At 64.6% G+C, this 20,769-nt stretch carries 24 protein-coding genes; 15 read left to right on the top strand and 9 right to left on the bottom strand.

Annotated elements, in window-relative coordinates:
* Window positions 1-260: 260 nt before the first annotated feature.
* Window positions 261-671, top strand: coding sequence for an MbcA/ParS/Xre antitoxin family protein (locus tag LB571_RS19620; protein ID WP_015316785.1), 411 nt, complete (start codon window positions 261-263; stop codon window positions 669-671).
* On the top strand, window positions 665-1,363 hold the full coding sequence (locus LB571_RS19615) for an RES family NAD+ phosphorylase (RefSeq protein WP_140663555.1): 699 nt from the start codon (window positions 665-667) through the stop codon (window positions 1,361-1,363). The genes LB571_RS19620 and LB571_RS19615 overlap by 7 nt, the downstream gene beginning before the upstream one ends.
* 33 nt (window positions 1,364-1,396) lie before the next feature.
* Here LB571_RS19615 and LB571_RS19610 read toward each other — a convergent pair whose 3' ends face one another.
* A complete protein-coding gene (locus LB571_RS19610) occupies window positions 1,397-1,963 on the bottom strand; it encodes a DUF308 domain-containing protein (protein WP_224597070.1) in 567 nt (188 codons plus the stop codon).
* Window positions 1,964-2,167: 204 nt separating this feature from the next.
* Here LB571_RS19610 and LB571_RS19605 point away from each other — a divergent pair, with 204 nt between their 5' ends.
* A complete protein-coding gene (locus LB571_RS19605) occupies window positions 2,168-3,079 on the top strand; it encodes an AraC family transcriptional regulator (protein WP_140663551.1) in 912 nt (303 codons plus the stop codon).
* 37 nt (window positions 3,080-3,116) lie between these two features.
* Here the strand turns inward: LB571_RS19605 and LB571_RS19600 are convergent, their stop codons facing one another.
* The gene (locus LB571_RS19600) at window positions 3,117-3,566 is read right to left on the bottom strand and encodes a universal stress protein (protein WP_224597050.1); all 450 of its coding nucleotides are present in this window, start codon (window positions 3,564-3,566) and stop codon (window positions 3,117-3,119) included.
* 171 nt (window positions 3,567-3,737) lie between these two features.
* Between LB571_RS19600 and LB571_RS19595 the strand changes: the two genes are divergently transcribed.
* On the top strand, window positions 3,738-4,319 hold the full coding sequence (locus LB571_RS19595) for a histidine phosphatase family protein (RefSeq protein ID WP_224597047.1): 582 nt from the start codon (window positions 3,738-3,740) through the stop codon (window positions 4,317-4,319).
* Between the two features lie 269 nt (window positions 4,320-4,588).
* Here LB571_RS19595 and LB571_RS19590 read toward each other — a convergent pair whose 3' ends face one another.
* Complete coding sequence (locus tag LB571_RS19590) at window positions 4,589-4,990, bottom strand: VOC family protein (protein ID WP_224597042.1); 402 nt, start codon at window positions 4,988-4,990, stop codon at window positions 4,589-4,591.
* Between the two features lie 399 nt (window positions 4,991-5,389).
* On the opposite strand from LB571_RS19590, the gene LB571_RS19585 reads away from it, so the two are divergent.
* A complete protein-coding gene (locus LB571_RS19585; protein ID WP_015316792.1) occupies window positions 5,390-5,803 on the top strand; it encodes a hypothetical protein in 414 nt (137 codons plus the stop codon).
* Window positions 5,804-5,903: 100 nt separating this feature from the next.
* Window positions 5,904-6,305, top strand: coding sequence for a hypothetical protein (locus tag LB571_RS19580; protein ID WP_224597038.1), 402 nt, complete (start codon window positions 5,904-5,906; stop codon window positions 6,303-6,305).
* Between the two features lie 16 nt (window positions 6,306-6,321).
* Here LB571_RS19580 and LB571_RS19575 read toward each other — a convergent pair whose 3' ends face one another.
* Together LB571_RS19575 and LB571_RS19570 are read right to left on the bottom strand one after the other, a co-directional pair.
* On the bottom strand, window positions 6,322-7,095 hold the full coding sequence (locus LB571_RS19575; protein ID WP_224597035.1) for a pseudouridine synthase: 774 nt from the start codon (window positions 7,093-7,095) through the stop codon (window positions 6,322-6,324).
* A 121-nt stretch (window positions 7,096-7,216) separates the two neighbouring features.
* Window positions 7,217-8,101, bottom strand: a complete 885-nt coding sequence (locus LB571_RS19570; RefSeq protein ID WP_224597032.1) for an aldo/keto reductase family oxidoreductase — start codon at window positions 8,099-8,101, stop codon at window positions 7,217-7,219.
* A 95-nt stretch (window positions 8,102-8,196) separates the two neighbouring features.
* On the opposite strand from LB571_RS19570, the gene LB571_RS19565 reads away from it, so the two are divergent.
* Window positions 8,197-9,099, top strand: a complete 903-nt coding sequence (locus LB571_RS19565; RefSeq protein WP_224597029.1) for a LysR family transcriptional regulator — start codon at window positions 8,197-8,199, stop codon at window positions 9,097-9,099.
* A 120-nt stretch (window positions 9,100-9,219) separates the two neighbouring features.
* Entirely contained in the window at window positions 9,220-11,136 is a 1,917-nt protein-coding gene (locus LB571_RS19560) for a diguanylate cyclase (protein WP_224597025.1), read from the top strand.
* Between the two features lie 98 nt (window positions 11,137-11,234).
* On the opposite strand, the gene LB571_RS19555 is transcribed toward LB571_RS19560, so the two are convergent.
* Window positions 11,235-11,456, bottom strand: coding sequence for a hypothetical protein (locus LB571_RS19555; RefSeq protein ID WP_140617896.1), 222 nt, complete (start codon window positions 11,454-11,456; stop codon window positions 11,235-11,237).
* A gap of 281 nt (window positions 11,457-11,737) precedes the next feature.
* Here LB571_RS19555 and LB571_RS19550 point away from each other — a divergent pair, with 281 nt between their 5' ends.
* Window positions 11,738-11,977, top strand: coding sequence for a hypothetical protein (locus tag LB571_RS19550; protein ID WP_015316799.1), 240 nt, complete (start codon window positions 11,738-11,740; stop codon window positions 11,975-11,977).
* Window positions 11,978-12,047: 70 nt separating this feature from the next.
* Here the strand turns inward: LB571_RS19550 and LB571_RS19545 are convergent, their stop codons facing one another.
* A complete protein-coding gene (locus tag LB571_RS19545) occupies window positions 12,048-12,275 on the bottom strand; it encodes a polymerase (RefSeq protein ID WP_140617897.1) in 228 nt (75 codons plus the stop codon).
* 881 nt (window positions 12,276-13,156) lie between these two features.
* Between LB571_RS19545 and LB571_RS19540 the strand changes: the two genes are divergently transcribed.
* A complete protein-coding gene (locus tag LB571_RS19540; protein WP_140716509.1) occupies window positions 13,157-13,453 on the top strand; it encodes a DUF1236 domain-containing protein in 297 nt (98 codons plus the stop codon).
* Between the two features lie 137 nt (window positions 13,454-13,590).
* Here the strand turns inward: LB571_RS19540 and LB571_RS19535 are convergent, their stop codons facing one another.
* Window positions 13,591-14,439 carry a helix-turn-helix transcriptional regulator gene (locus LB571_RS19535; RefSeq protein WP_224583961.1) on the bottom strand — a complete coding sequence of 283 codons (849 nt, stop codon included), beginning with the start codon at window positions 14,437-14,439 and terminating at the stop codon, window positions 13,591-13,593.
* Window positions 14,440-14,529: 90 nt separating this feature from the next.
* On the opposite strand from LB571_RS19535, the gene LB571_RS19530 reads away from it, so the two are divergent.
* Window positions 14,530-15,414 (top strand): SDR family oxidoreductase, encoded by an 885-nt coding sequence (locus tag LB571_RS19530; RefSeq protein WP_140663534.1) that lies wholly within the window; start codon window positions 14,530-14,532, stop codon window positions 15,412-15,414.
* Window positions 15,415-15,432: 18 nt separating this feature from the next.
* Here LB571_RS19530 and LB571_RS19525 read toward each other — a convergent pair whose 3' ends face one another.
* Window positions 15,433-16,131: a RibD family protein gene (locus LB571_RS19525; RefSeq protein ID WP_224597023.1), complete on the bottom strand. Its 699-nt coding sequence runs from the start codon at window positions 16,129-16,131 to the stop codon at window positions 15,433-15,435.
* A 139-nt stretch (window positions 16,132-16,270) separates the two neighbouring features.
* Here LB571_RS19525 and LB571_RS19520 point away from each other — a divergent pair, with 139 nt between their 5' ends.
* The 4 genes from LB571_RS19520 (at window position 16,271) to LB571_RS19505 (ending at window position 20,754) form a co-directional block, all read left to right on the top strand.
* Window positions 16,271-16,831, top strand: a complete 561-nt coding sequence (locus LB571_RS19520) for a dienelactone hydrolase family protein (protein ID WP_224597019.1) — start codon at window positions 16,271-16,273, stop codon at window positions 16,829-16,831.
* Between the two features lie 263 nt (window positions 16,832-17,094).
* A complete protein-coding gene (locus LB571_RS19515) occupies window positions 17,095-18,042 on the top strand; it encodes a substrate-binding domain-containing protein (protein ID WP_015316808.1) in 948 nt (315 codons plus the stop codon).
* A 112-nt stretch (window positions 18,043-18,154) separates the two neighbouring features.
* Window positions 18,155-19,741: a sugar ABC transporter ATP-binding protein gene (locus tag LB571_RS19510; RefSeq protein ID WP_224597016.1), complete on the top strand. Its 1,587-nt coding sequence runs from the start codon at window positions 18,155-18,157 to the stop codon at window positions 19,739-19,741.
* Entirely contained in the window at window positions 19,738-20,754 is a 1,017-nt protein-coding gene (locus LB571_RS19505) for an ABC transporter permease (RefSeq protein WP_224597012.1), read from the top strand. The genes LB571_RS19510 and LB571_RS19505 overlap by 4 nt, the downstream gene beginning before the upstream one ends.
* Window positions 20,755-20,769: the final 15 nt, after the last annotated feature.

Here is a 20,769-nt window from a genome sequence, read left to right as displayed (position 1 = left end):
CCAGCTAAAGCGTATGCGGACATGACGCGCTCGACCGATCTTGCGGTTTGTCACGGGTCGCGGAACCGCGCCAAGGACCGTTTAGGGGCACGCGCGACCTTAGTTGGAAATCCAACTACCGGGAAATTCGACCGTAATTGTTGATGCAATATTGTTCGGACCATCTAATCGCCATCAGTGCGGTCTTCACTGGCAATGGCTCCCCGCCTTGCCAATTGGCATATACGTGCTATATATCTGCCAATTAGCGAGGTCTAAACATGCAGCTTCAAGCCATCACCGCCACACCGGCCACTGTCGGCTCAGCCATTTCGGATGAAGAGGCAGGCGCTTTGGCGCGCACCACGGTCAACCTGTTCAAGGCCTGGAACCTCACCGACTTCGAGGCCTGCGTCCTGCTTGGCGGCATTTCGGCGCGCACCTGGGCGCGCTGGAAGGAGGGCGGCATCGGCCGGATCGACCGCGACCTGCGCACCCGCATGGCGCATCTGATGGGCATCCACAAGGGGCTGCGTTACCTCTTCACCGAGCCGGCGCGCGGCTATGCCTGGATACGCAAGCCCAATGCCACCTTTGGCGGGCAGTCGGCGCTCGACGTGATGCTGCGCGGCGACATTTCCGATCTCGCGGCGATGCGCGAATGGCTCGACGCGGAGCGTGGTGCATGGTGAGTGGGCTCGCGGTCCGGCGCCGCGTCCACTGGCCCCAGACCTATCGCATCATCCGCTCCATCCATCCGCCGATCGATCTCTTCGAGGACATCGCCGATCCGCGCGACTGGGAGGCGCTCGCCGCCGTCGAGGAGAAGACCAACCCGCGCATCCGGCTGGAGCTTGGCGATCTCGGCAAGGTGCCGGCCGCAAGGCGGGTTTCCGGTCCCGGGGCCAGTTTCGTCATGGCGCCTTTCGTGCATTGTTCCGTCCTTCGGCCCGGCCGGTTTTCGGACGGCAGCTACGGCATCTACTATGCCGGCGACAGCGAGGACGTGGCGCTGGCCGAAACCATCCACCATCACCAGAAATTCATGCGCGCCACCAACGAGGCGCCCGGCTGGACGGCCGATTTCCGCGTGCTGATCGGCAGCGTCGATCGCGACCTCGACGACGTCAACGCCGTGCCCGGCGTGCTCGATCCCGACGACTACACGGCGTCGCAGGCGGAAGGGCGGGCGCTGCGGGCCGCCGGCAGCGACGGGCTGGTGTGGAACAGCGTGCGCATGCCCGATGGGGAGTGCATCGGCATCTTCTGGCCCGACGCCATCGGTGTCCCGGTTCAGGGCCGCCACTACAGCTACCACTGGGACGGCGGCCGCGTCGATTTCGTGCGCCAGCACGACACGGGCAAGGTGCTGGAAGTGGTTTGAGCGAAGGCCGCCGCGGCAACCAGTCCCAGGCCTTTACGTGGGCTTGCGTGCCTGCGTGACGGCCAGCCATACGGCCGAGACGAGGAAATAGAAGGCGCCGAACGCGGCATAGGGCGCGATGTCGGTGATGCCAGGCGTCGCGGTGCCGATTGCCTGTTTGATGAAGAAGCCACCGGCCAGCGCTGACTGCGCACCGCTCAGCACCATCGCCCATTGCGCGCCTGCCCGCCAACGGCGCACGCCGGTCGCAAGCTGGAACAGGCCGGCGAGAACCGCCCACGCACCGAACACCGCCAGAACCGCGTGCGGGCCCTGTCCGAGTGCGATGACGACGGCAATGGCAGTGATCGTGCTGACCACCGCGTTGAGCGCCTGGCTGGGATTGGCTTTCAGGCCGCCGCTGCGCTGCGCGTCCAGAATATTGGCGACAGCGTCCCACAAGGGGTAGGCGACCAGGAGTAGCGCGGAGACCGGCGGCGCGCTTTTGCCAAGGGTGAAGGCGGCCGCCACCCAGGCGACCGAAAAGCCGGCCCGGAGGAAATAATAGGATTTCAGCCACTGCGATGCGGCGCCGGGCGCCTGGATGGTTTGAGTGCTCATTGGAATTTCCTGTCTTGTTGTTGGACGGTGATTGATCCGCTTGATCGATTTGGAATCACGGCCGCCGGGTTGGATGATTGGAACAGCCCGTTCTCCCAGCCTTGGCTGCGGGAATGGTTTTGATCCAAGCAAAAAACGGCGCATAATCAGCATGAAAATGCGCTATCCTCGTGAGGAATGTAGGGGAGCCGGCCGGCCGCATCCATGATGGAATCGCCTGAAAATTTGACCATTCTTCCGGATGGAGGGCCGCGTGCCGGTGTCTCCGGGGACCTTCTCTCGCATGTGCTGGCGCAGATCAGGCTTACCGGCGACGAGGTTTTCTCACGCACGCTGGCACAGGCGGAGCAACTCGATCTCGACGAGGGCCAAGCCCATATCGTCGTGGTGACCGTCGGCGCGCTGCGCATGGAGAGTGGGGATCAGGCCCCTGTCGTCATAGAGGCCGGCGACCTCGTGCTCCTGCCTCGCGGTCCCGGCACGTTGCGGCTGGTGGCGTCGCATCCGCAGGTGGCGATCGTCGCCTGCCGCTTCTGGTTCGATCCTGACAGCCTGCGGGGAATGATCTTCGCCTTGCCGCGATGCATCCATATCGAGCGTGCCCAGGGGGCAGGGTGGGTCGATGGAATGCTGCCTTTCCTGATGGTCGAAACCAGCGACGCCCAGCCCGGGGCGGCTTTGATGATTTCCCGCATCATCGATCTCATGGTCATCCGCACCTTGCGCAGTTGGGTGCATGAAGGACGCGCCACGGGCTGGCTCGGCGGGCTTTCGGATGCACGCATCGCCCGTTCCCTGAAAGCCATTCACGAAAGGCCGCTGCAGCGGTGGAGCATCAATGAACTGGCCGACAAAGCCGGCATGTCCCGTTCCAGCTTCTGCGAGCGTTTCGCCGCGCTTGTCGGGCGCTCGCCGCTGCGCTACCAGAATGAATGGCGGCTGGGCCTGGCTCGCGATCTGCTGGCCAGGCGAGACGCACGCGTGGGTGAGATCGGCTTGCGCATCGGCTACGAGTCCGAAGCCGCCTTCAGCCGCGCCTACAAACAGCTCTTCGGGCATCCGCCACGGGTTGAATATGCCCTGGCGAATGAAGCCGCACCGGTGAAACCGCGCTGACCGATGGCGCCAGCTTGAAAATATCGGGTTGTGGCCGCTACCGCACCACCAGCACCGGGATCTCGGTGTAGGACAGCACTTCCGCCGTCTGGCTGCCCAGAAGCAGCCTGCCGAGGCCACGGCGGCCGTGCGAGGCCATGACAATCAGGTCGCAGCCTTGCGCCCGCGACAGTTCCAGGATCGCTTCGGCCGGCCTTTTGTCCTCGACATGGACCAGCGTGGCGGACACGCCGGCGGCATCGGCGGATGCCTTACATTTGTCGAGCACTTCCTTGCCATAGCGGCGCGCTTCCTCCTGATAGGTGACCAGCTCGTCGCCGGCGGCATAGCCGGCCATGGCGCCGCCCCAGGCGAAGATCGGGAATTGTTCCGAGACGGTAACGAAGGTGACGACGGCGCCGATGCCCTTGGCCAGTGTGAGGCCCTGGGCGACACCCTTGTCGGCCAGGTCCGAACCGTCGGTGGCGATGAGCAGATGTTTGTACATGATGGTGTTGCCTGTCGTGCCTGATGACTATCCAACAGAGATAGTTATGCCGCACGCTCAATCATTGTGCCAATGCGGCGGGAATCAGGGCCAGGCGAGGTTTCGCCATTACCCCGGATTCCCCTTTGCCGCATCGTCCTCTAAGGTGCCGCCGACATCGAAGGGTACCCCATGAGCAGTGCGTTCCCCCAAATCCATCTGGTCCGGCATGGCGAGACGGCATGGAGCCTTTCGGGGCAGCATACCGGGCGCACCGACATGCCGCTGACGCCGGCCGGCGAGGCGGCCGCGCGGGGTGTTGCTGAGCGGTTGAAAGGCTTATCGTTCTCAGCCGTCTGGTCGAGCCCCTCGCAGCGCGCCTACAACACCAGCGTGCTTGCCGGCTTTGGCGCGACAAGCGTCAAGATGGACGATCTGCAGGAGTGGGACTACGGCGCCTATGAAGGGCGCACGACGAAAGAGATCCTGGCCGAGCGGCCGGGCTGGAACGTATTTCGCGACGGCTGTCCGCAAGGCGAGCTGGCGGCCGATGTCGGCACCCGCGCCGACAGGATCATCGAGCGCCTGCGCAAGTCCAATGCCGACATACTGATCTTTTCCAGCGCGCACTTCCTGCGCGTGCTGGCCGCCCGCTGGCTCGGCCTGCCGCCGGAAGGCGGGGCGCTGTTCGTGCTCGACACGGCCAGCATCAGCGTGCTCGGCTACGAGCATGATTTCGGTGAGCCGGTCGTGCGCAAATGGAACGGGAAGTAGGGCGGGCACCGGCTCGGCGCGGAAGCGCCGTCTTTTCGTCATCCACGGGCGGAGCAAGGAGCGTAGCGACGCCGCGCAGACCCGAGGATCCATGCCGCGACCTCCGAACGCGGCCACGGTGCGGAATCTGCTCCGCTGCACTCCACGGCCAGCATCGCGGCATGGATCCCAGGGTCTCCGCCACGCCGCTTTCGCGGCTGCTCCGCCCTGGGATGACGAACGCGGGGAGGCTTCGGCAATTCCCAAACCCTAGCCAATCCCGACCGTCTCTATCTGTCAAACTTCCGGATCGCCTCGGCGGTGACGGGCTGGAAGAAATTCACCAGATTGCCGTCGGGGTCGCGAAACAGCAGCGAGCGGTTCCCCCAGGGCATGGTGGTCGGCTGCTGCACGGTCGTGCTCTTGATGAGGTCCGACAGCCGGGCGAATTCGGCATCGACGTCGCCGACGCGGAATTCGAGGATTGCCGTGTGGTTGTCGGCGGGGCGGGCGATGTCGCCGCCGAACAGCATCAAGGTGCGCGTGCTGCCGATCGCCAGCGTGCAGGCTGGCGTCGTCAGTTCGGCGAAGTCTTCGGTATAGACCGTCACCGGCATGCCGGTGACCTCACCGTAGAAGCGCACGAGGCGCTGGACATCCGATGTGATGATGCGGACTGAGACGAAATTCATCGCTTAGGTTCCTTGGTCACTGAAGCCCGGGCCGGGCTTCCCAGCCGATGCATAGCCCAAGTCTCCTGCCAGCTTTCTGTCAGGAGAGGGGGTGCGATTGTCTATTCGGGCCTGACCGACTCCTGGACGGCGCGAGGGAGAAATCATCGGCAGGTGTCAAACAGCGCAATCGGCAATCTGTTCTTGGCAAAATTTATGGCTTCACGATTTTCATGGCGTTGTTTCGACAGGAATACTCCATTTCATTCGGCAGAGTGTTGATAAAGGCGATCGCCGGGCCTTTACTCGATTTTGTTCTGATAACCATGAATTGATTGGTATGGCTGTTTCCGTGATTTGAGCCTGGATTTGTGCCGTCATAAAATCGCCGGTGGGAAATTTCTGAAACGGGGGAAAAAAATGTCTCACCGCGCGACAAGCATCATGGCCGGCCTGGCGCTTCTGGCTTTTGCGGTCAGTCCGGCGGCTGCTTCCAACCGCATGTTCACCTCCCAAAAGACAGCGCTTTCGGGCCGCGATGTCTATTTCTTCGGCGGAGCGAGCCTGAACGTGGATTGTTCCAGCGCGGGCAGGGACGATGTGAGGGTGGTCTCGGGTCCAAGCCACGGAAATGTAAAACTCGTCCATGACGGGGTGTTTACGCATTACAACAAGTCGAACGACCGGGCAAAATGCAATTCCCACAAGGTGAATGGCATCAAGGCGCTTTACAGGTCGAGCCCTGGCTTCAAGGGCTGGGATCAGGTGACGATCTCGGTTCACACCTATGACGGCGACGCGTTCAAATACGTCACCAACATCAAGGTGGAGTAGTGCTCGCCCGAACGCTTTGTTTTACGCAATTCCGGACAGAAAACCATTACGCACTTTTCCTGGAATTGCCCTAAATCGCACAAGCAGGAGGATCGTTGAAATGAAGCGTCGGACGACAGGTGCGATAACGGCATTGGCGGTTCTGGGATGTGCCGCCTGGCCGGCGGCGGCGGAAAGCTATGGAAAGGTGGCGCTCTCCGGACAGGAGATCTATATTTTCAGGGATGCCAGCCTGAATGCCGACTGTTCCAGCGCCGGCGCGAACGATGTCAGGATCGTCGCGGGCCCAAGCCACGGGAAGATCAGGCTCGTGCATGCCAAGCTCTATACCGGTTTCAGCAAATCGAACGAGCGCTGGAAATGCAATGCCCACAAAGTGGACGGCATCAAGGGGTTTTACCGGTCGAACCCCGGATACAAGGGGCGCGACCAGGTCACGTTTTCGGTCCACACCTATATGGGCAATGCCCATCAGACCGCCGTCAGCATCAACGTCGAATAGTGGCTTCGCCGCCCACTCAGCCCGCCAGCAGCGCCAGTTCCTCCGGCGTGAGGTGCCGCGCCACGCCCTTGGCGAGGTCGCCGAGCGGCAGGCTGCCGATGGCGACGCGGATCAGGCGCTTGACCTCGATGCCATGAGCGGCGAGCAGGCGGCGGATGTGGCGATTCTTGCCTTCGTCGAGCACGATCTCCAGCCAGGCCGTGCGACCGCCGCTGCGCAGGAATTCGATCGAATTGGCCGCCAAGGTCTCGCCGTCGATGGTGGCGCCCGCGCGGAGTTTGTCCAGCAGCGTTTCATCCGGCACCGTGGCGACCTGCACGTGATAGGTCTTGGGCAGATGCGAGGCCGGGTCCATCAGCCGGTTGGCGAAGCGTGTGTCGTTGGTCATCAGCAGCAGGCCTTCGCTGGCCTTGTCCAGCCGGCCGACCGGTGAAACGAAGGGCAGGTCGAGCCCTTCGAGACAGGCATAGACGGTGTCGCGCTCGAGCGGGTCGTCGCGGGTGGTGACCAGCCCGCGCGGCTTGTTCACCATCAGATAGACCTTGCGCTCGGCAACCACCTCGACGCCATCGACGACGATCCTGTCGCGGTTCATGTCGACGCGCAGCGCGGCATCGCGCACCACCTTGCCGCCGACGCGCACGCGGCCTTGCGCGATCAGCGCCTCGCCCTGCGTGCGCGAGCACAGGCCGAGTTTTGAGAGCGCTCGGTTCAGGCTGACGCCAGGAGGGCCGGCGCTGCGTGGCTTGCCGGGTGGCGGCCTGCCGGGCGGTGGTGGTCGTGAAGCCATGCTGCTTGGGTCGATCCGTGGTATTGGACAGATGCCATGGGCAGCGTCAGCTTAGCAAGCTGCCGCCGAGGCCGCATCGAGGCCCCGGCGGCAAGCCGGCCAAACGGGGCCTTTCGACGCGTCACGCGGCCTGCTCGGTCTCGCCTGCTATGCCGTTCAAGACCTGGACGGCATCCGCCGGCAGCTTAAGCTCTGCGGCCGCCAGGTTCTCCCTGAGATGCCCGACTGACGAGGTGCCGGGGATAAGCAGGATGTTGGGCGAGCGCTGCAACAGCCAGGCGAGCGCCACCTGCATGGGGGTGGCGCCGAGTTTTTGCGCGACGTCGGCAAGCGTGCTCGACTGCAGCGGCGTGAAGCCGCCGAGCGGGAAGAACGGCACATAGGCGATGCCGTCGGCGGCAAGCTCGTCGATCAGCGCGTCGTCCTGGCGATGCGCGATGTTGTATTGGTTCTGCACGCAGACGATGTCGGCCATGCCGCGTCCCTGCGCGATCTGCTTGCGGGTGACGTTGCTCAAGCCAATATGGCGCACAAGCCCCTGGCGCTGCAGTTCGGCGAGCGTTTCGAATTGCGGCTCGAGCGAGCCTTCGGCGGGCCCGTGGATGCCATGCATGGAGCGCAGGTTCACGACCTCGATCGCGTCCAGCCCGAGATTGCGCAGATTGTCGTGCACGGCCTGCGTCAGTTCCTGTGGTGACATCGCCGGGATCCACGAGGCATCCTCGCCGCGCCGCGCACTGATCTTGGTGACGATGGTGAGGTCCGCGGGATAGGGGTGCAGCGCCTCGCGGATGATCTGGTTGGTGACGTGCGGACCATAGAAATCCGATGTGTCGATATGGTCGACGCCGCTGGCAACGGCCTCGCGCAGCACGGCTATCGCCGCGTCGCGGTCCTTCGGCGGGCCGAAGACGCCGGGTCCGGCCAGTTGCATGGCGCCATAGCCCAGGCGCTTCACGGTGCGGACGCCGAGCTTGAAAGTTCCGGCTTTGCTGATGTCGGTCATGGGTTTCGATCTCCTTTGGATCGGCCGGATATAGACAGTCCCCGTCCGCGCGATAATATGGTGCAATCGGCACAGGCTGTGCGGAAAGGTGAACAATGGCATCGGATCTGGGTGACCTCCAGGCATTCATGGCGGTGGCGCGCGCCGGCGGGTTTCGGCAGGCGGCGCGGACGACCGGCTTCAGCGCCTCCAGCCTGAGCGAGACGGTGCGACGGCTGGAAACGGGGCTTGGCGTGCGGCTCCTCAACCGCACCACGCGCAGCGTCGCCCCCACCGAAGCCGGCGCGCGCCTGCTGGAGCGGCTCGGTCCCGCGCTCGGCGAGGTCGAGGCCGCGCTCGACGTGGTCAACGGGTTTCGCGGCCGTCCGGCCGGCACGCTACGGCTCAACGTGCCGGTGGTGGCGGCGAAACTGGTGCTGCCGCGCCTTCTGCCGCCCTTCCTCGCGGCCTATCCCGACATCCGCGTCGAAGTGACCGCCGAGGACAGTTTCGTCGACATACTGGCGAGCGGCTGCGATGCCGGCATCCGCTATGACGAACGGCTGGAGCAGGACATGATCGCGGTGCCGATCGGCCCGCGGCGGCAGCGCTTCGCCACCGCCGCCGCACCGGCCTATCTCGATCGGCGCGGCCGGCCCGGCCATCCACGCGACCTGCTCGACCATGCCTGCCTGCGCGGCCGCTTCGCCAGCGGCTCCATGCCGCCCTGGGATTTCGAACGCAACGGCGAGACGGTGAGCGTCGACCCGACCGGCCCGCTGCTGGTCAGCACCGGCACGGCGATGGACCTCGCTGTCAGCGTGGCGGTCGACGGCGGCGGTATCGTCTCATTGTTCGAGGACTGGCTGCGCCCCTATTTCGACGATGGCAGGCTCGAGCCCGTGCTGGAGCCCTGGTGGCAGGAATTCTCGGGTCCGTTCCTTTACTACCCCGGCCGCCGCCTGACGCCAGCGCCGCTGCGGGCATTCATCGATTTTGTCGACGGGATGCGGTGGTGAGGGGGGCGCGACGGCCTGGCTCCTTCGACCAAAGGCAATCCCTGATGTAACACTTTGTTGTCATTGAGGGTCTATCGAGGAGGCGGTACGGCGAAAGCCCGGTAACAGGAAAGGCGCCCAATGGGTTCGCCCTGGTCCGAATTGCTGGCCAATCTGGCGGTCGTGGCGATGTTCGTGTCGGTCTGGATCCACACCCATGTGTGGCTGGACCGCTGGGCGCCCGCCGCAAAGGCGGCGACCTTCGGCCTGCTGATGGGCGCCGGAGCCATCATCCTGATGCTCACACCAATGCAGCTGCAGCCTGGCGTGCTCGCCGATCTCAGGGCGACGATGATTGCCGTTGCCGGCTTCTTCGGCGGTCCCGTCGCCGGCGTCGTCGCCGGGGTTATGGCCGGTGCGTTCCGGACTTTCGAGGGCGGGCTCGGCGCCTTCGCCGGCGCGGTGGGGATCGCGGCCGCCATGCTGGTCGGTGTTGCCGGAAACCTCGCCCTTAGGGGCCGCCGGCCCACCATGGTCGACATCATGACCCTCGGCGCGGCGGCAGCGGCGGCGTCGCTGCTTGGCCTCAGCGTCCTGCCGCGGGATGTGCTGCAAACAGTCCTGCCGAAGGTTGCGCTGCCTTCCTCCCTGCTCATCTTCGTCTCGGTGGTGCTGTCGGGGCTTACGCTTTACCAGGAGCGGCGGCGCCTCGAGGCGCTGCAGTCGCGGCGCATCTACAAGGCCGTGGTGGAGACGCTGCCGGATTGCCTGAACGTCAAGGACCTCGACGGGCGGTTCATCGCGGCCAATCCGGCAACGGCCGAACTGATGCAGGCGCCAGACGCCAAGGCGCTGATCGGCAAGACGGACTTCGACTTCTATCCGCGCGAGACGGCGAAAGGTTTCCGCGAGGACGAGCTTGCCGTGCTGGCGTCGGGCGTCTCGTCCACCATCGAACAGCACCTTCATCACGAGGATGGAACCGAAGGCTGGCTGGCGACCTTGAAGGCGCCCTTTCGCGACAGGAGCGGGGCCGTCGTCGGCCTGATCACGCACAATCGCGACATCACGGCGCGCAAGCAGCTCGAGACCGAGCTGGCGGAAAGTCGGGTCCGGCTCGGAGACGCCTTGACACACATGGCCGACGGTCTGGTGATGTTCGACCCGGACGGCAGGCTGGTGCTGTGCAACGACCAGTATCGCGCCATGTTTCCTAAGACGGCTGAGATGAGGGTGCCCGGGGCCGACTATCGCGACATCCTGCGCGCCTCGGCGGCGCGCGGCGAGGGGACCACACCGCCAGACGCGGTCGAGGGCTGGATCGACGGCATCATGGCCTCGCAGAAGCTTGTCAGCCACCGCCAGGTCCGGCTCGCCGACGGCCGCTGGCTCGACGTACGCACCCGGCCGACAGGCGACGGCGGCAGCCTCAGCGTGTTTTCCGACATCACCGAGGCCAAGCAGGTCGAGGCCGAACTGCTGGCCGTCAACGAGAAGCTGAACCTTCTGGCGCACCGCGACGGGCTGACCGAACTGTGGACGCGCCGCGCCTTCGATGAAGCGCTGGCGCGCGAATTCTCGCGCGCCAGGCGCAATGCGGCGCCGCTCAGCCTGGTGATCATCGATGTCGACTGGTTTAAGCGGTTCAACGACCATTACGGCCATCCGGCGGGCGATGATTGCCTGCGCGCCGTGAGCCGCTGCATCCAGGCGACTGCCCGCCGTCCGGCCGACGCGGCGGCCCGCTACGGCGGCGAGGAGTTCGCGCTCATCCTGCCGGAGACCGACGCCCGGGGCGCCTTCGTCATCGCCGAGACCCTCAGGAGCAAGGTGCGCGACCTTGCCATGGCGCATGCCGGCAGCGAAAAGGGTATCGTCACGGTCAGCATTGGGGTGAGCACCCTCGATGCGGACGGCGCCGCGATGGAGATTGCCGATCTTCTGAGACGCGCCGACGAGGCGCTTTACGGCGCCAAGGCCGCCGGGCGGGACCGGGTGCATGGCTGGCGCCCGCATCTCAGCGACCAACGCTCGACCGGTTCCCGGCGCAAGATATGAGACTTGCAAGGCCACTGCCGGTGGATTTGGATCAAGGCTGAGCTTGCGATTGCCTGAACGAGGGTCCGGGCGGGAAGCTCTCTCGGTGGCGCGTAAGCTCAGCCGGAGTGAGCTGAATCCGTGCTGGCGCGATCGAGCTTCACAAGACGAGCCTTCGCTTCACCGACGCGTTGTTGCGCGGATCTTATCCTGTCACAAAGCCGCAGATTGATACCGACGCCACAGTCTTCGTCCAGCATCGCGTTTGCGCGTTCAAGGGCGAGTTCCGCCCGGTTAAGTCGCTGCCTCGCCCTGGCAAGTTCCAAGGTCAAAAGTTCCATTGCTGCTTCCGTGGTTTGCGGTCCCTTCCATTGGGAAACCGCTGCCGGGTGGTTTGGTTCCGGGCCGTTCGTGAAGCTGTATTCGCTGCCGGGGTCAGGCGTCTGCCTGGAGATGCGGCGGCCGCCACGCTTCCAGGATTGGGCTGGTGATTGGCAGTCATGTCTTTGTTTATTGACCCCGCCAATGGCTGGCGTAACTTGTCAAAGGCCGTCCGCGACGCGAAGACACGTGGGCGCTTGGGAGCGATCATCCTGCTTCCACCCAAATCCAGGAGGAAGCTGTGCGCAGGCTATTACAGACGCGCCCTGGCGAATATCTCGATCACCGATTGGAGTGCCCTTTTTGCGGCACCATCCGCCTGCAAATCCCGGCCGATGCGACACCATCGACGCGGATCAGTTGCGCCGAGTGCGGCAGATATCTTGGTATCTGGGATGAGCTGCAGACCGACTTCGAGCAACAAGGCGGCAACGATGGCGTGTTCCGTCTCGACAAAGGGCGCATCCAGAAGCTCGACTAGGCTTGCAGGCTTGCCGCGAGCAGCGCTCCGTCGCACCGGCCAGCGTCGGCTCCCCCATCGCCGATGCCCATCAGGACGGCCTTGGATGGGCAAGGCCGGTGTCGAAGGTGCCTGGCAGCGCGGGTGGGCCACTGCGGCTGGTCGAGGCTGTCGCCATCGCGTCAACCGGCACGATGATGATCATGCGGGCATGCTGCTCCGGCCACAATGGCTTTCCGAAAAGGAAGAATGTGCTGGCGAGAAAACAGACCAGCAAGAGGATGGCCAAGGTGTTGGCGATGATCTCACCAAGCTGCATTGCTCTTCTCCAATTCACGCGTCCCTCTCGGCAACGAGCGCCAGCAAACTATGTTCAGCGTTTGGGACCAATGCGCCTGATTAGCAGGACTTCAGTCCGAGTTGCGGGTCGAGCGATAAACGCACAACCTGGCTTTGCACCGGCCGAGCCTTCGCCAAGTGTGGCAGCCGGAGCATAGCCCGGCCTGCTCGCAACGTGCCGAGCCCTCCGCCAAAGCAGGCCGGGCTCCTTTCTCGAAAGCGGAAAGCGCGCCGGTTCCGTCCGCCTTGCTCCACGGCGACAAAGGCGCGATTCTCCTCCCTTTGGCGGCTAGCATGGTCAGATCGGGCCAGCATGGTCAGGTTGGGATTGTATGGGCGGATCTGTTGTCCCATGGCCTGAACTCGACCCCACGATTGGCGATAAAGGCAGCAAGGGCTGCTACCAGTTCAAAGTAAGGCTGACGAGCAGGACGGCGATCAAGGCCGACAACGGAACCGCCATCACCAGCGCCGCCTCCATAAGGCGGGTTTCCTTGTCGCTGAACATTAAACCTCCTCACTTATCGGCTGACGCCGAGGGTTTAGGGTTCGCTCACCGCCTGAAGCAGTGAGCGAACCCTATTGGCGCAGGAAGGGACGTAGCTGCGCCAATTCGCAAAAAACACACCCGCAGTGCCCGACATCCGTCAGGTATCCGCGATGAACTTGCAGCGAACAACGAGCGCGAAAGACGGCCGTTCCCGGCGGCGGCGCCGGCAGGACTATTGCGTTTTTCGATGGGACCTAAGTCCGGTGCTGGCCGGACCGAAGCCCAAGCCTGGAACATTCAATCATGCCTGAAGTTCGATCCGGCAGCGCGGCGACAATGTTGTGCTGTGCAGGTTTCAGATGGAGGTACTCATGAAAAAAGATCTTGCCGCCGTAGCCGCCGTTCTCTTGCTCGCAGGTGTCGGCGCAGCCGCTGCCGAGGACGTCGTCATCCAGCCCGAGCAGGAAACAGTGATCAAGGAGTATGTGCATAAGCAGCCGCTGGCTTCGGTCAAGCTTCCCGGCGTGGAACTCAACGTCGGCACGGCCTTGCCCGATACCGTCGAACTCCACGAAGTCCCCAACGTCAAGTATCGCTACACCGTGGTCGACAACCGGACCGTGATCGTGGATCCAAGCACCCGCAAGATCGTCAAGATCATCCAGTAGCGGCGCCTGGCCCGCTGCCGGCTGGCGGCGGGCCAACCGTGCAAATGCATTGCCTGACAATCAGAATTTGTGTGGGTGGATGCCGACCTTGCGCAAGCTGAACGGGTGTGCGAACGCCCGTTCAATGGGATCCAGAGTCAACGCGACAGGTCCGCCTCTCGCTCCTTGTGCCGCCGGGCGAGATCGCGGATCCGGTCGGCGACCTTGCTGTCCACCGGATTGTAGACGGTCAGGCTCAGATCCGGCCGCCCATCCACCGCGAAGGCTGAATATTCCAGCTCGATGTCGCCGAGTTCGGGATGCTTCAGGCGCTTTGTCCCGTCGCCATGGCTGAGCACGTCGTTTTCCCGCCACAGCGCGTCGAATTCCGGGCTGGCGCTGCAAAGCTCCTCCACCAGTTGGGCGACCTCTGACACCGCGCCGGCGCGCGCCGCATCGGCCCGGAACGCGCCGACCACGAAACGGGCGAGGTTCTCCCAATCGTGCTGCTTGGCGCGGATGGTGGGGCTCAGGAACATAAACCGCAGGATGTTGCGCTGGCCAGCGGGCAAGGTGCTGTAATCGGTCATCACGACTTGCGCGGCGCGGTTCCAGGCGACGACATCCCAGGTCGCCGTCTTGATCAGGGCCGGGCTTGCCTCGAGCGTGTCGATAAGGCGCTGCAGCCTGGGGCTGACGCCGTCGGCGCCGATGTAGCGGACCTCGGGCGGGCGCCCGAGCCCCAGCATGAAAAGATGTTCGCGCTCGGCCTCTGTCAGCAGCAGGCCCTTGGCGATCCGGTTCAGCACGTCGGCCGAAGGCGCGCCGCCGCGTCCCTGTTCCAGCCATGTGTACCAGGTCGGGCTGATGTTGGCGCGTTGCGCGACTTCTTCCCGGCGCAGTCCCGGCGTGCGCCTGCGCCCGGAAAAGCCGAACGATGAGGGGTCGAGCCGGGTGCGTCTGTCTTTCAGGAATGCCGCGAGCGAACCGGCGGAAGTGTTGGACATCCTGTTAGCCATTATACCATGATAAGATCACTACTTTAATGGAATAATAGAGCAGCGATAGTACGCAGGCAACTGTGCAGGAGATTTTGCATGCGTATCTTTTTAACCGGCGCGACCGGTTTCATCGGTTCGGCCATCGTTCCCGAACTTCTTCAGGCCGGCCATCAGGTCGTCGGCGTCACCCGCTCCGATGCCGGTGCCGAGGCGTTGGCCGCCGCCGGCGCCGAGGTGTATCGGGGAACCCTCGAGAATCCCCAAGGCCTGCGCGACGGCGCGGCGGAGGCGGAAGCCGTGATCCACACCGCGTTCGACCATGATTTTTCGCGGTTCGCCGAGAATTGCGAAAAGGACAGCCGTGTCATCGCCGCGCTCGGCCAGGCACTCGCCGGCTCCGACCGGCCGCTGGTGATCACCTCGGGCGTCGGCATGGGCAGTCCCGGCCACGGCCAACTGGCCGTCGAGGATGTCTTCAACCCCGATCACCCCAATCCGCGCATCGCCTCGGAACTCGCCGGGAATGCGTTGCTGGAGGCGGGCATCAATCTGTCGGTGATGCGCCTGCCGCAGGTCCACAACACCCTTAAGCAGGGGCTGATTTCGCCGCTCATCGAGATCGCGCGCCAGAAGGGCACCTCGGCCTATGTCGGCGAGGGCCGCAACCGCTATTCGGCCGGCCATGTCGCGGACGCCGCGCGTCTTTACCGGCTCGCGGTGGAGAAGCGGCAGCCCGGCGCGCGCTATCACGCCGTCGGCGAGGAAGGCGTCGAGGTGCGCGCGATCGCCGAGGCGCTTGGCCGGGGACTGAACCTGCCGGTGGTTTCGATCGCGCCGGAAAAGGCGGCGGAGCATTTCGGCTGGATGGCGATGTTCGCCCCCATGGACCTGCCGGCCTCCAGCGCGCTGACCCAGGCGCGGCTCGGCTGGCGTCCGACCGGCCCGACGCTGATCGCCGATCTGGACGCGATGCGATACTGAGGCGCGCAAGAGGCGGCCTTAGCCAGGGGTGACGGCATAGCGCAAATGGACGAGCCCATGCGCGAGGGCTTTGCAATCCTTGAGCGACAACCGCACCTTGTCGGCAAGGCCGCTTTCACCGAACTCGACAAAGCTCTGGTTTGCCGCCCGCGCGTCGAGCGCGGGGGCAATGAGAAGGCTGAGTTCATCGACCAGCCCCGCCGCCAGGAAGGAGCCGTTGATGCCGGCGCCGCCTTCGAGCAGCAGGCGGCGGATGCCGAGCTCACGGGCAAGCACGCCCAGCATGGCGGCGAGATCGATGCCGGGCGTTTGCGACACGATATAAGACACGCCGTCAGTGGCGAGCTCGGCCAGATGGCTGTCGGCCACATCATACCCGAGCAGCACCACGACATGGTCGCCGCCGATATCGGGTTTGGCGAAGTGCAGCTTGCCCGAGGCATCGAGCGCCACGGCAAAGCTGCCCGCGTCGCGCCGCGCGAAATGATGCGGCCGATCGACCTTGCCCACATGCTCGGGCGGATGCGCGGCGGCCTTGCTCATCTCGGCCATGGTGACGCGGCCGACGATCCAGGCGTCACCTTCGAGGTCGTTGTGGATCTTTTCATAGAGGCCCGACCACTCCGCCCGGCTGCCGTCGGGGCTTTCAGTATAGCGGCTCGGATGAAGGCTGCCGTCGAGCGAGGCAAGCATGTGGCAGATGATGCGCGGCTTCATATGGTGTCTCCATTTCGTCGGCCTGGCCGTCCCAAAGGTAGTGGCGCACCGGGAAAATGGAAGCCGATGCGGTGTGCCTTGAGGCTGCACGCCCCGGCAGGTAAAAATGACTGGATCTGCGCGACCTAGGGGCCGGTGCATGACGGACATCATCCTGTTTCACTCGGTTCTTGGCCTTCGCCCGATCGAGCGTCATCTTGCGGAATGCCTTCGCGCCTGCGGCCATGCGGTCGCACTGCCAGATCTTTATCAGGGTGCGGCGACGGATGATCTGGATGAAGGTTTCGCGATCAAGGCGCGGATCGGCTGGGGTGCCATCTGCCTGAAGGCGCGAGAGGCTCTGGCCTCGACGCCGGGGGATGCGGTGCTGGCGGGTATCTCGATGGGAGCCGGCGTGGTGGCGGAATTCTGGGAGTCGCGGCCGCTGGCAGCGGGTGTTCTGCTGTTGCATGGTTTGGCGACCGTGCCTGCCAACACACGACCCGGCTTGCCCATCCAACTGCATGTCGCGGACACCGATCCACTGTTCCCCGAGCCCGACGTCACTGCCTGGCAGGAAAGCGCGGAGGCAGCGAGAGCGGATGTGCAGGTTTTCCGCTATCCAAACGCGGGACATTATTTTTCCGACCCGGCACTGTCCGATTACAATGCAACGGCGGCCGCGCAGCTCTGGAGCCGCTCCTTGGCGTTCCTGACGTAGAAGGCCTTCGGACCGAAGAGTCCAAAATTCAGACAATTCCGACAAGTTGCTGTCCTGGCTGTTATATCGATGTTGCACAAATGGTTGACCCTGGGTTAGCATCCTCTTGTTGACGCCGATCGGAGGAATTTAGGCGGCGGTCAGCTGGAGCGGCATGCGTTCTTGGCGCAAGGAGGATGCTCCAACACTTTAACCGGCGCATGATCCTTCCTGAAACCGGTCCCGGTTTTTAGGGACCGTGCGCTTCTGTGGAGGAGGAACCCATGAACAGACGCGAATTCCTGATGACGTCCGTGGCCGCGGGCGCCATGATGCTCGCCGCACGCTCGGCTTTCGCCGAGGACAAACTCACCATACTGGGCTCGGTGCCCAGTCTCGGCTTTCCGTTCTTCGTGCACATGCTGAACGAGATCAAGGCCGAAGCGCAGGCGCAAGGCGTCAACCTGACCGAGAGCGACGGCCAGAACTCGGCCACCAAGCAGACCGCCGACATCGAGGCGGCGCTGGTGCAGAAGGTCAACGCCATCGTCATCTCGCCGCTCGACGTGAACGCGCTGGCGCCAGCCATCGAGGAAGCGGTCAAGGCCGGCGTTCCCGTGGTGACGATCGACCGCCGCGTCGACGGTGTCCAGGGCATTCTGGCCCATGTCGGCGCCGATAATGTCAAGGGCGGCGAGGCGGAAGCCCAGGCCGTGGTGGCGGCGTTCCCCAATGGCGCCAAGCTGTTCCACCTGCAGGGCCAGCCGGGCGCGGGTCCCGCGATCGACCGCAACAAGGGCGTGCACAATGTGCTCGATCCGCTGAAGGACAAGTACCAGATCGTCTACGAGCAGACCGCCAACTTCGCCCGCGCCGAGGCGCTGACGGTGACGGAAGCCGGCCTTGCCGCCAACGGCAAGCCGGACGCCATCATCTGCGCCAATGACGACATGGCGCTGGGTGCGCTCGAAGCGTGTGCCGCGCGCAATTTCAGCGACGTCAAGATCTACGGCTTCGACGCGCTGCCGGAAGCGCTGGTGGCCGTGCGTGACGGCAAGCTCGCCGGCACGGTCGAACAGTTCCCAGGCAAGCAGTCGCGCACCGCCGTGCAGATCGCGGTCGCCTACGCCAAGGACAAGACGGAGCCGAAGGAGAAGCTGGTGCTGCTGACGCCGATCGTCATCGGCAAGGACAATCTCGATAAGGCGGAGAGGTTGAGCGAGACGAAGTAGGGGCGGGTGGACATCGGCCGATTGGCGAGGCGGGCAGGACAGCACCCCCCTCTGTCCTGCCGGCCAGAGGGGGGTGTTCAAGCACAGCCTGAACCGCATCAAGGAGCCACCCTTGTCTCCATCTGAAGCCGCATCGCCGATCCTGCTTGCCGTCGAGGGCGTCACCAAGCATTTTGCGGGGGTGACCGCGCTGAGCGATGTCTCGCTCGATGTCCGCGCCGGCGAAATCCTCGGCCTGCTTGGCGAAAACGGCGCGGGGAAATCGACGCTTCTGAAAATCCTGTCGGGCGTCATGCCACCGTCCGGCGGCCGCATCACCTTCGACGGCGCCGACTACCAGCCGGCGAGCCCGCAGGAGGCCAAGCGGCTGGGCATCGTCACCATCTACCAGGAACTCAGCCTGATCCCGACGCTGACCGTGGCCGAGAATATTTTCATCGGCCGCGCGCCGATCGGCCGGCTTGGGCTGGTGAGCTGGCGCAAGATGGAACAGGATTCCCGCGCCATCATTGCCCGTGTCGGCCTTACCATCGATCCGATGACGCCGGTTTCGGCGCTGTCGGTGGCCGAGCAGCAGCTGGTCGAGATCGCCCGCGCGTTGTCCTTGAAAAGCCGGCTGATCATCATGGACGAGCCGACCTCGGCGCTGACCGAGACGGAGGTGCAGAGGCTGCTGTCGATCATGGACCGGCTGCGCAAGGACCATGTTGCCATCATGTTCGTCACCCACCGGCTGGAAGAGGCATCCGCCATCTGCGACCGCATGACGGTGCTGCGCGACGGCAGGCTGGCGGGGCATATCGAGCGTCAGGGCGGGCCCATCAAATTGCCCGCCATCATCGAAAAGATGGTCGGCCGCGCCGCTTCCGAACTTTACGCCCGTCCGGCGCAACGCGCGGCGGCCGGCGATGTGGTGCTGTCGGTTCGGGGCTTGCGCACCGTGCGCGATCCCGAAGCGCCGCACGCCATCGTGCTCGACGGCGTCGATATCGACCTCAAGGCGGGCGAGATCCTCGGCGTCGCCGGTCTTGTCGGCTCCGGCCGCACGGAACTGGCGCGCGCCATTTTCGGCGCCGACCGCATCGCGGCGGGAACGATCACGCTCGACGGCAAGCAGATCGCGCCCGCCTCGCCGGCCGACGCCATCGCGCTCGGCATCGGGCTGGTGCCGGAAGACCGCAAGCACCAGGCGATCTTTGCAGCCCTTGGTATCCTGCCGAATTTCTCCGTCGCCTCCCTCGGGCGCTTCAGCAACGGCTTCGGCTTCATGGCCGAGCGGCGCGAGCGCGACGCGCTGTCGGGGTTCAGGAAGATGCTGTCGATCCGCATGGCTTCGGCCGAGCAGGCGATCGAGGGCCTGTCGGGCGGCAACCAGCAGAAGGTGATCCTGGCGCGCTGGCTGGCGCGCGACCCGAAAGTGCTGATCGTCGACGAGCCGACGCGCGGCGTCGATGTCGGCGCCAAGGCGGAGGTGCACCAGATCCTGGTGCAGCTGGCGGCGCGCGGCATCGCGGTGATGATGATCTCGTCCGAGCTGCCCGAGGTGCTGGCAGTGTCGGACCGCATCGTCACCATGCGCAAGGGGCGCATCACCGGCGAAATGCCGGGCGTCGAGGCAAACGAGGAAAGATTGATGGAACTGATGGCGCTCGACAGGCAGGATGCGGCGGCACAGGATGCGGAGGGGCAGGCACGATGAGCATCGCCGAGGAACAGAGCCAGCGCGGCGGCGTGACGGTCGCGCGGCTTTTGATGAGCTTTGGGCCGCTGCTGTTCCTGGCGGCGCTGGTCATCGTCTTCACCGTGCTGAAGCCGAGCTTCATCGATCCGATCAACCTGTTCAACATCACCAGGCAGATCTCGATTACCGGGCTGATCGCGCTCGGCATGACCTTCGTCATCCTCACCGCCGGCATCGATCTTTCGGTCGGCTCGCTGCTCGCCTTCTGTGGCATGGTCGCGGCCGTGGTCGCCAAGGGCGGCACCGCCAACACGCTGTCTCTGTCGACGTCAGGCACGCAGGGTTTTGGCTGGTTCGCCGCCCTGCTGGCCGCTGTGGTGGTCGGTGCGCTCGCCGGCGGCGTGCAGGGGTTCGCCATCACAAGACTGAAAGTGCCGCCCTTCGTCGTCACGCTGGGTGGGCTGACGGTGTTCCGCGGGCTGACGCTGACCATTTCCAACGGCGGCCCGATCTCCGGCTTCGACGCCTCGATGCGCTGGTTCGGCACGGGGCTGATCGGTCCGGTGCCGGTGCCGGCGATCATCTTCGCCATCGCCGCCATCCTGTGCCATATCGTGCTGCGCTACACCCGCTATGGCCGCGCCGTCTATGCCGTCGGCGGCAATGCCGAGGCCGCGCGGCTGTCGGGCCTGCGGGTCGACCGTATCCTGGTCTCGGTCTATGTCATCGTCGGCTTCTTCGCCGGGCTCGCCGCCTTCGTGCTGTCGGCCAGGCTGAATTCTTCCGAAGCGGTCGCCGGCATCGGCTACGAATTGACGGTGATCTCCGCCGTCGTCATCGGCGGCACCTCGCTGTTCGGCGGCATCGGCTCGGTCGGCGGCACGGTGGTGGGTGCTGCCCTGATCGGCGTGCTGCAGAACGGCCTGCAGTTCAACAACGTCTCGTCCTACACGCAAAGCATCGTCATTGGGCTGATCCTGATCCTGGCGGTGGCGTTCGACCGCTGGCTGAAGTCGCGGGTGAGGCGATAGGAGCGAGAGGTTGTG

It is taken from the genome of Mesorhizobium sp. BR1-1-4 (genome assembly GCF_020165375.1).
Lineage (GTDB): Bacteria > Pseudomonadota > Alphaproteobacteria > Rhizobiales > Rhizobiaceae > Mesorhizobium > Mesorhizobium australicum.
The sequence above is the reverse complement of the archived record's forward strand: the minus strand, read 5'-3'. Positions and strand labels throughout refer to the sequence as shown.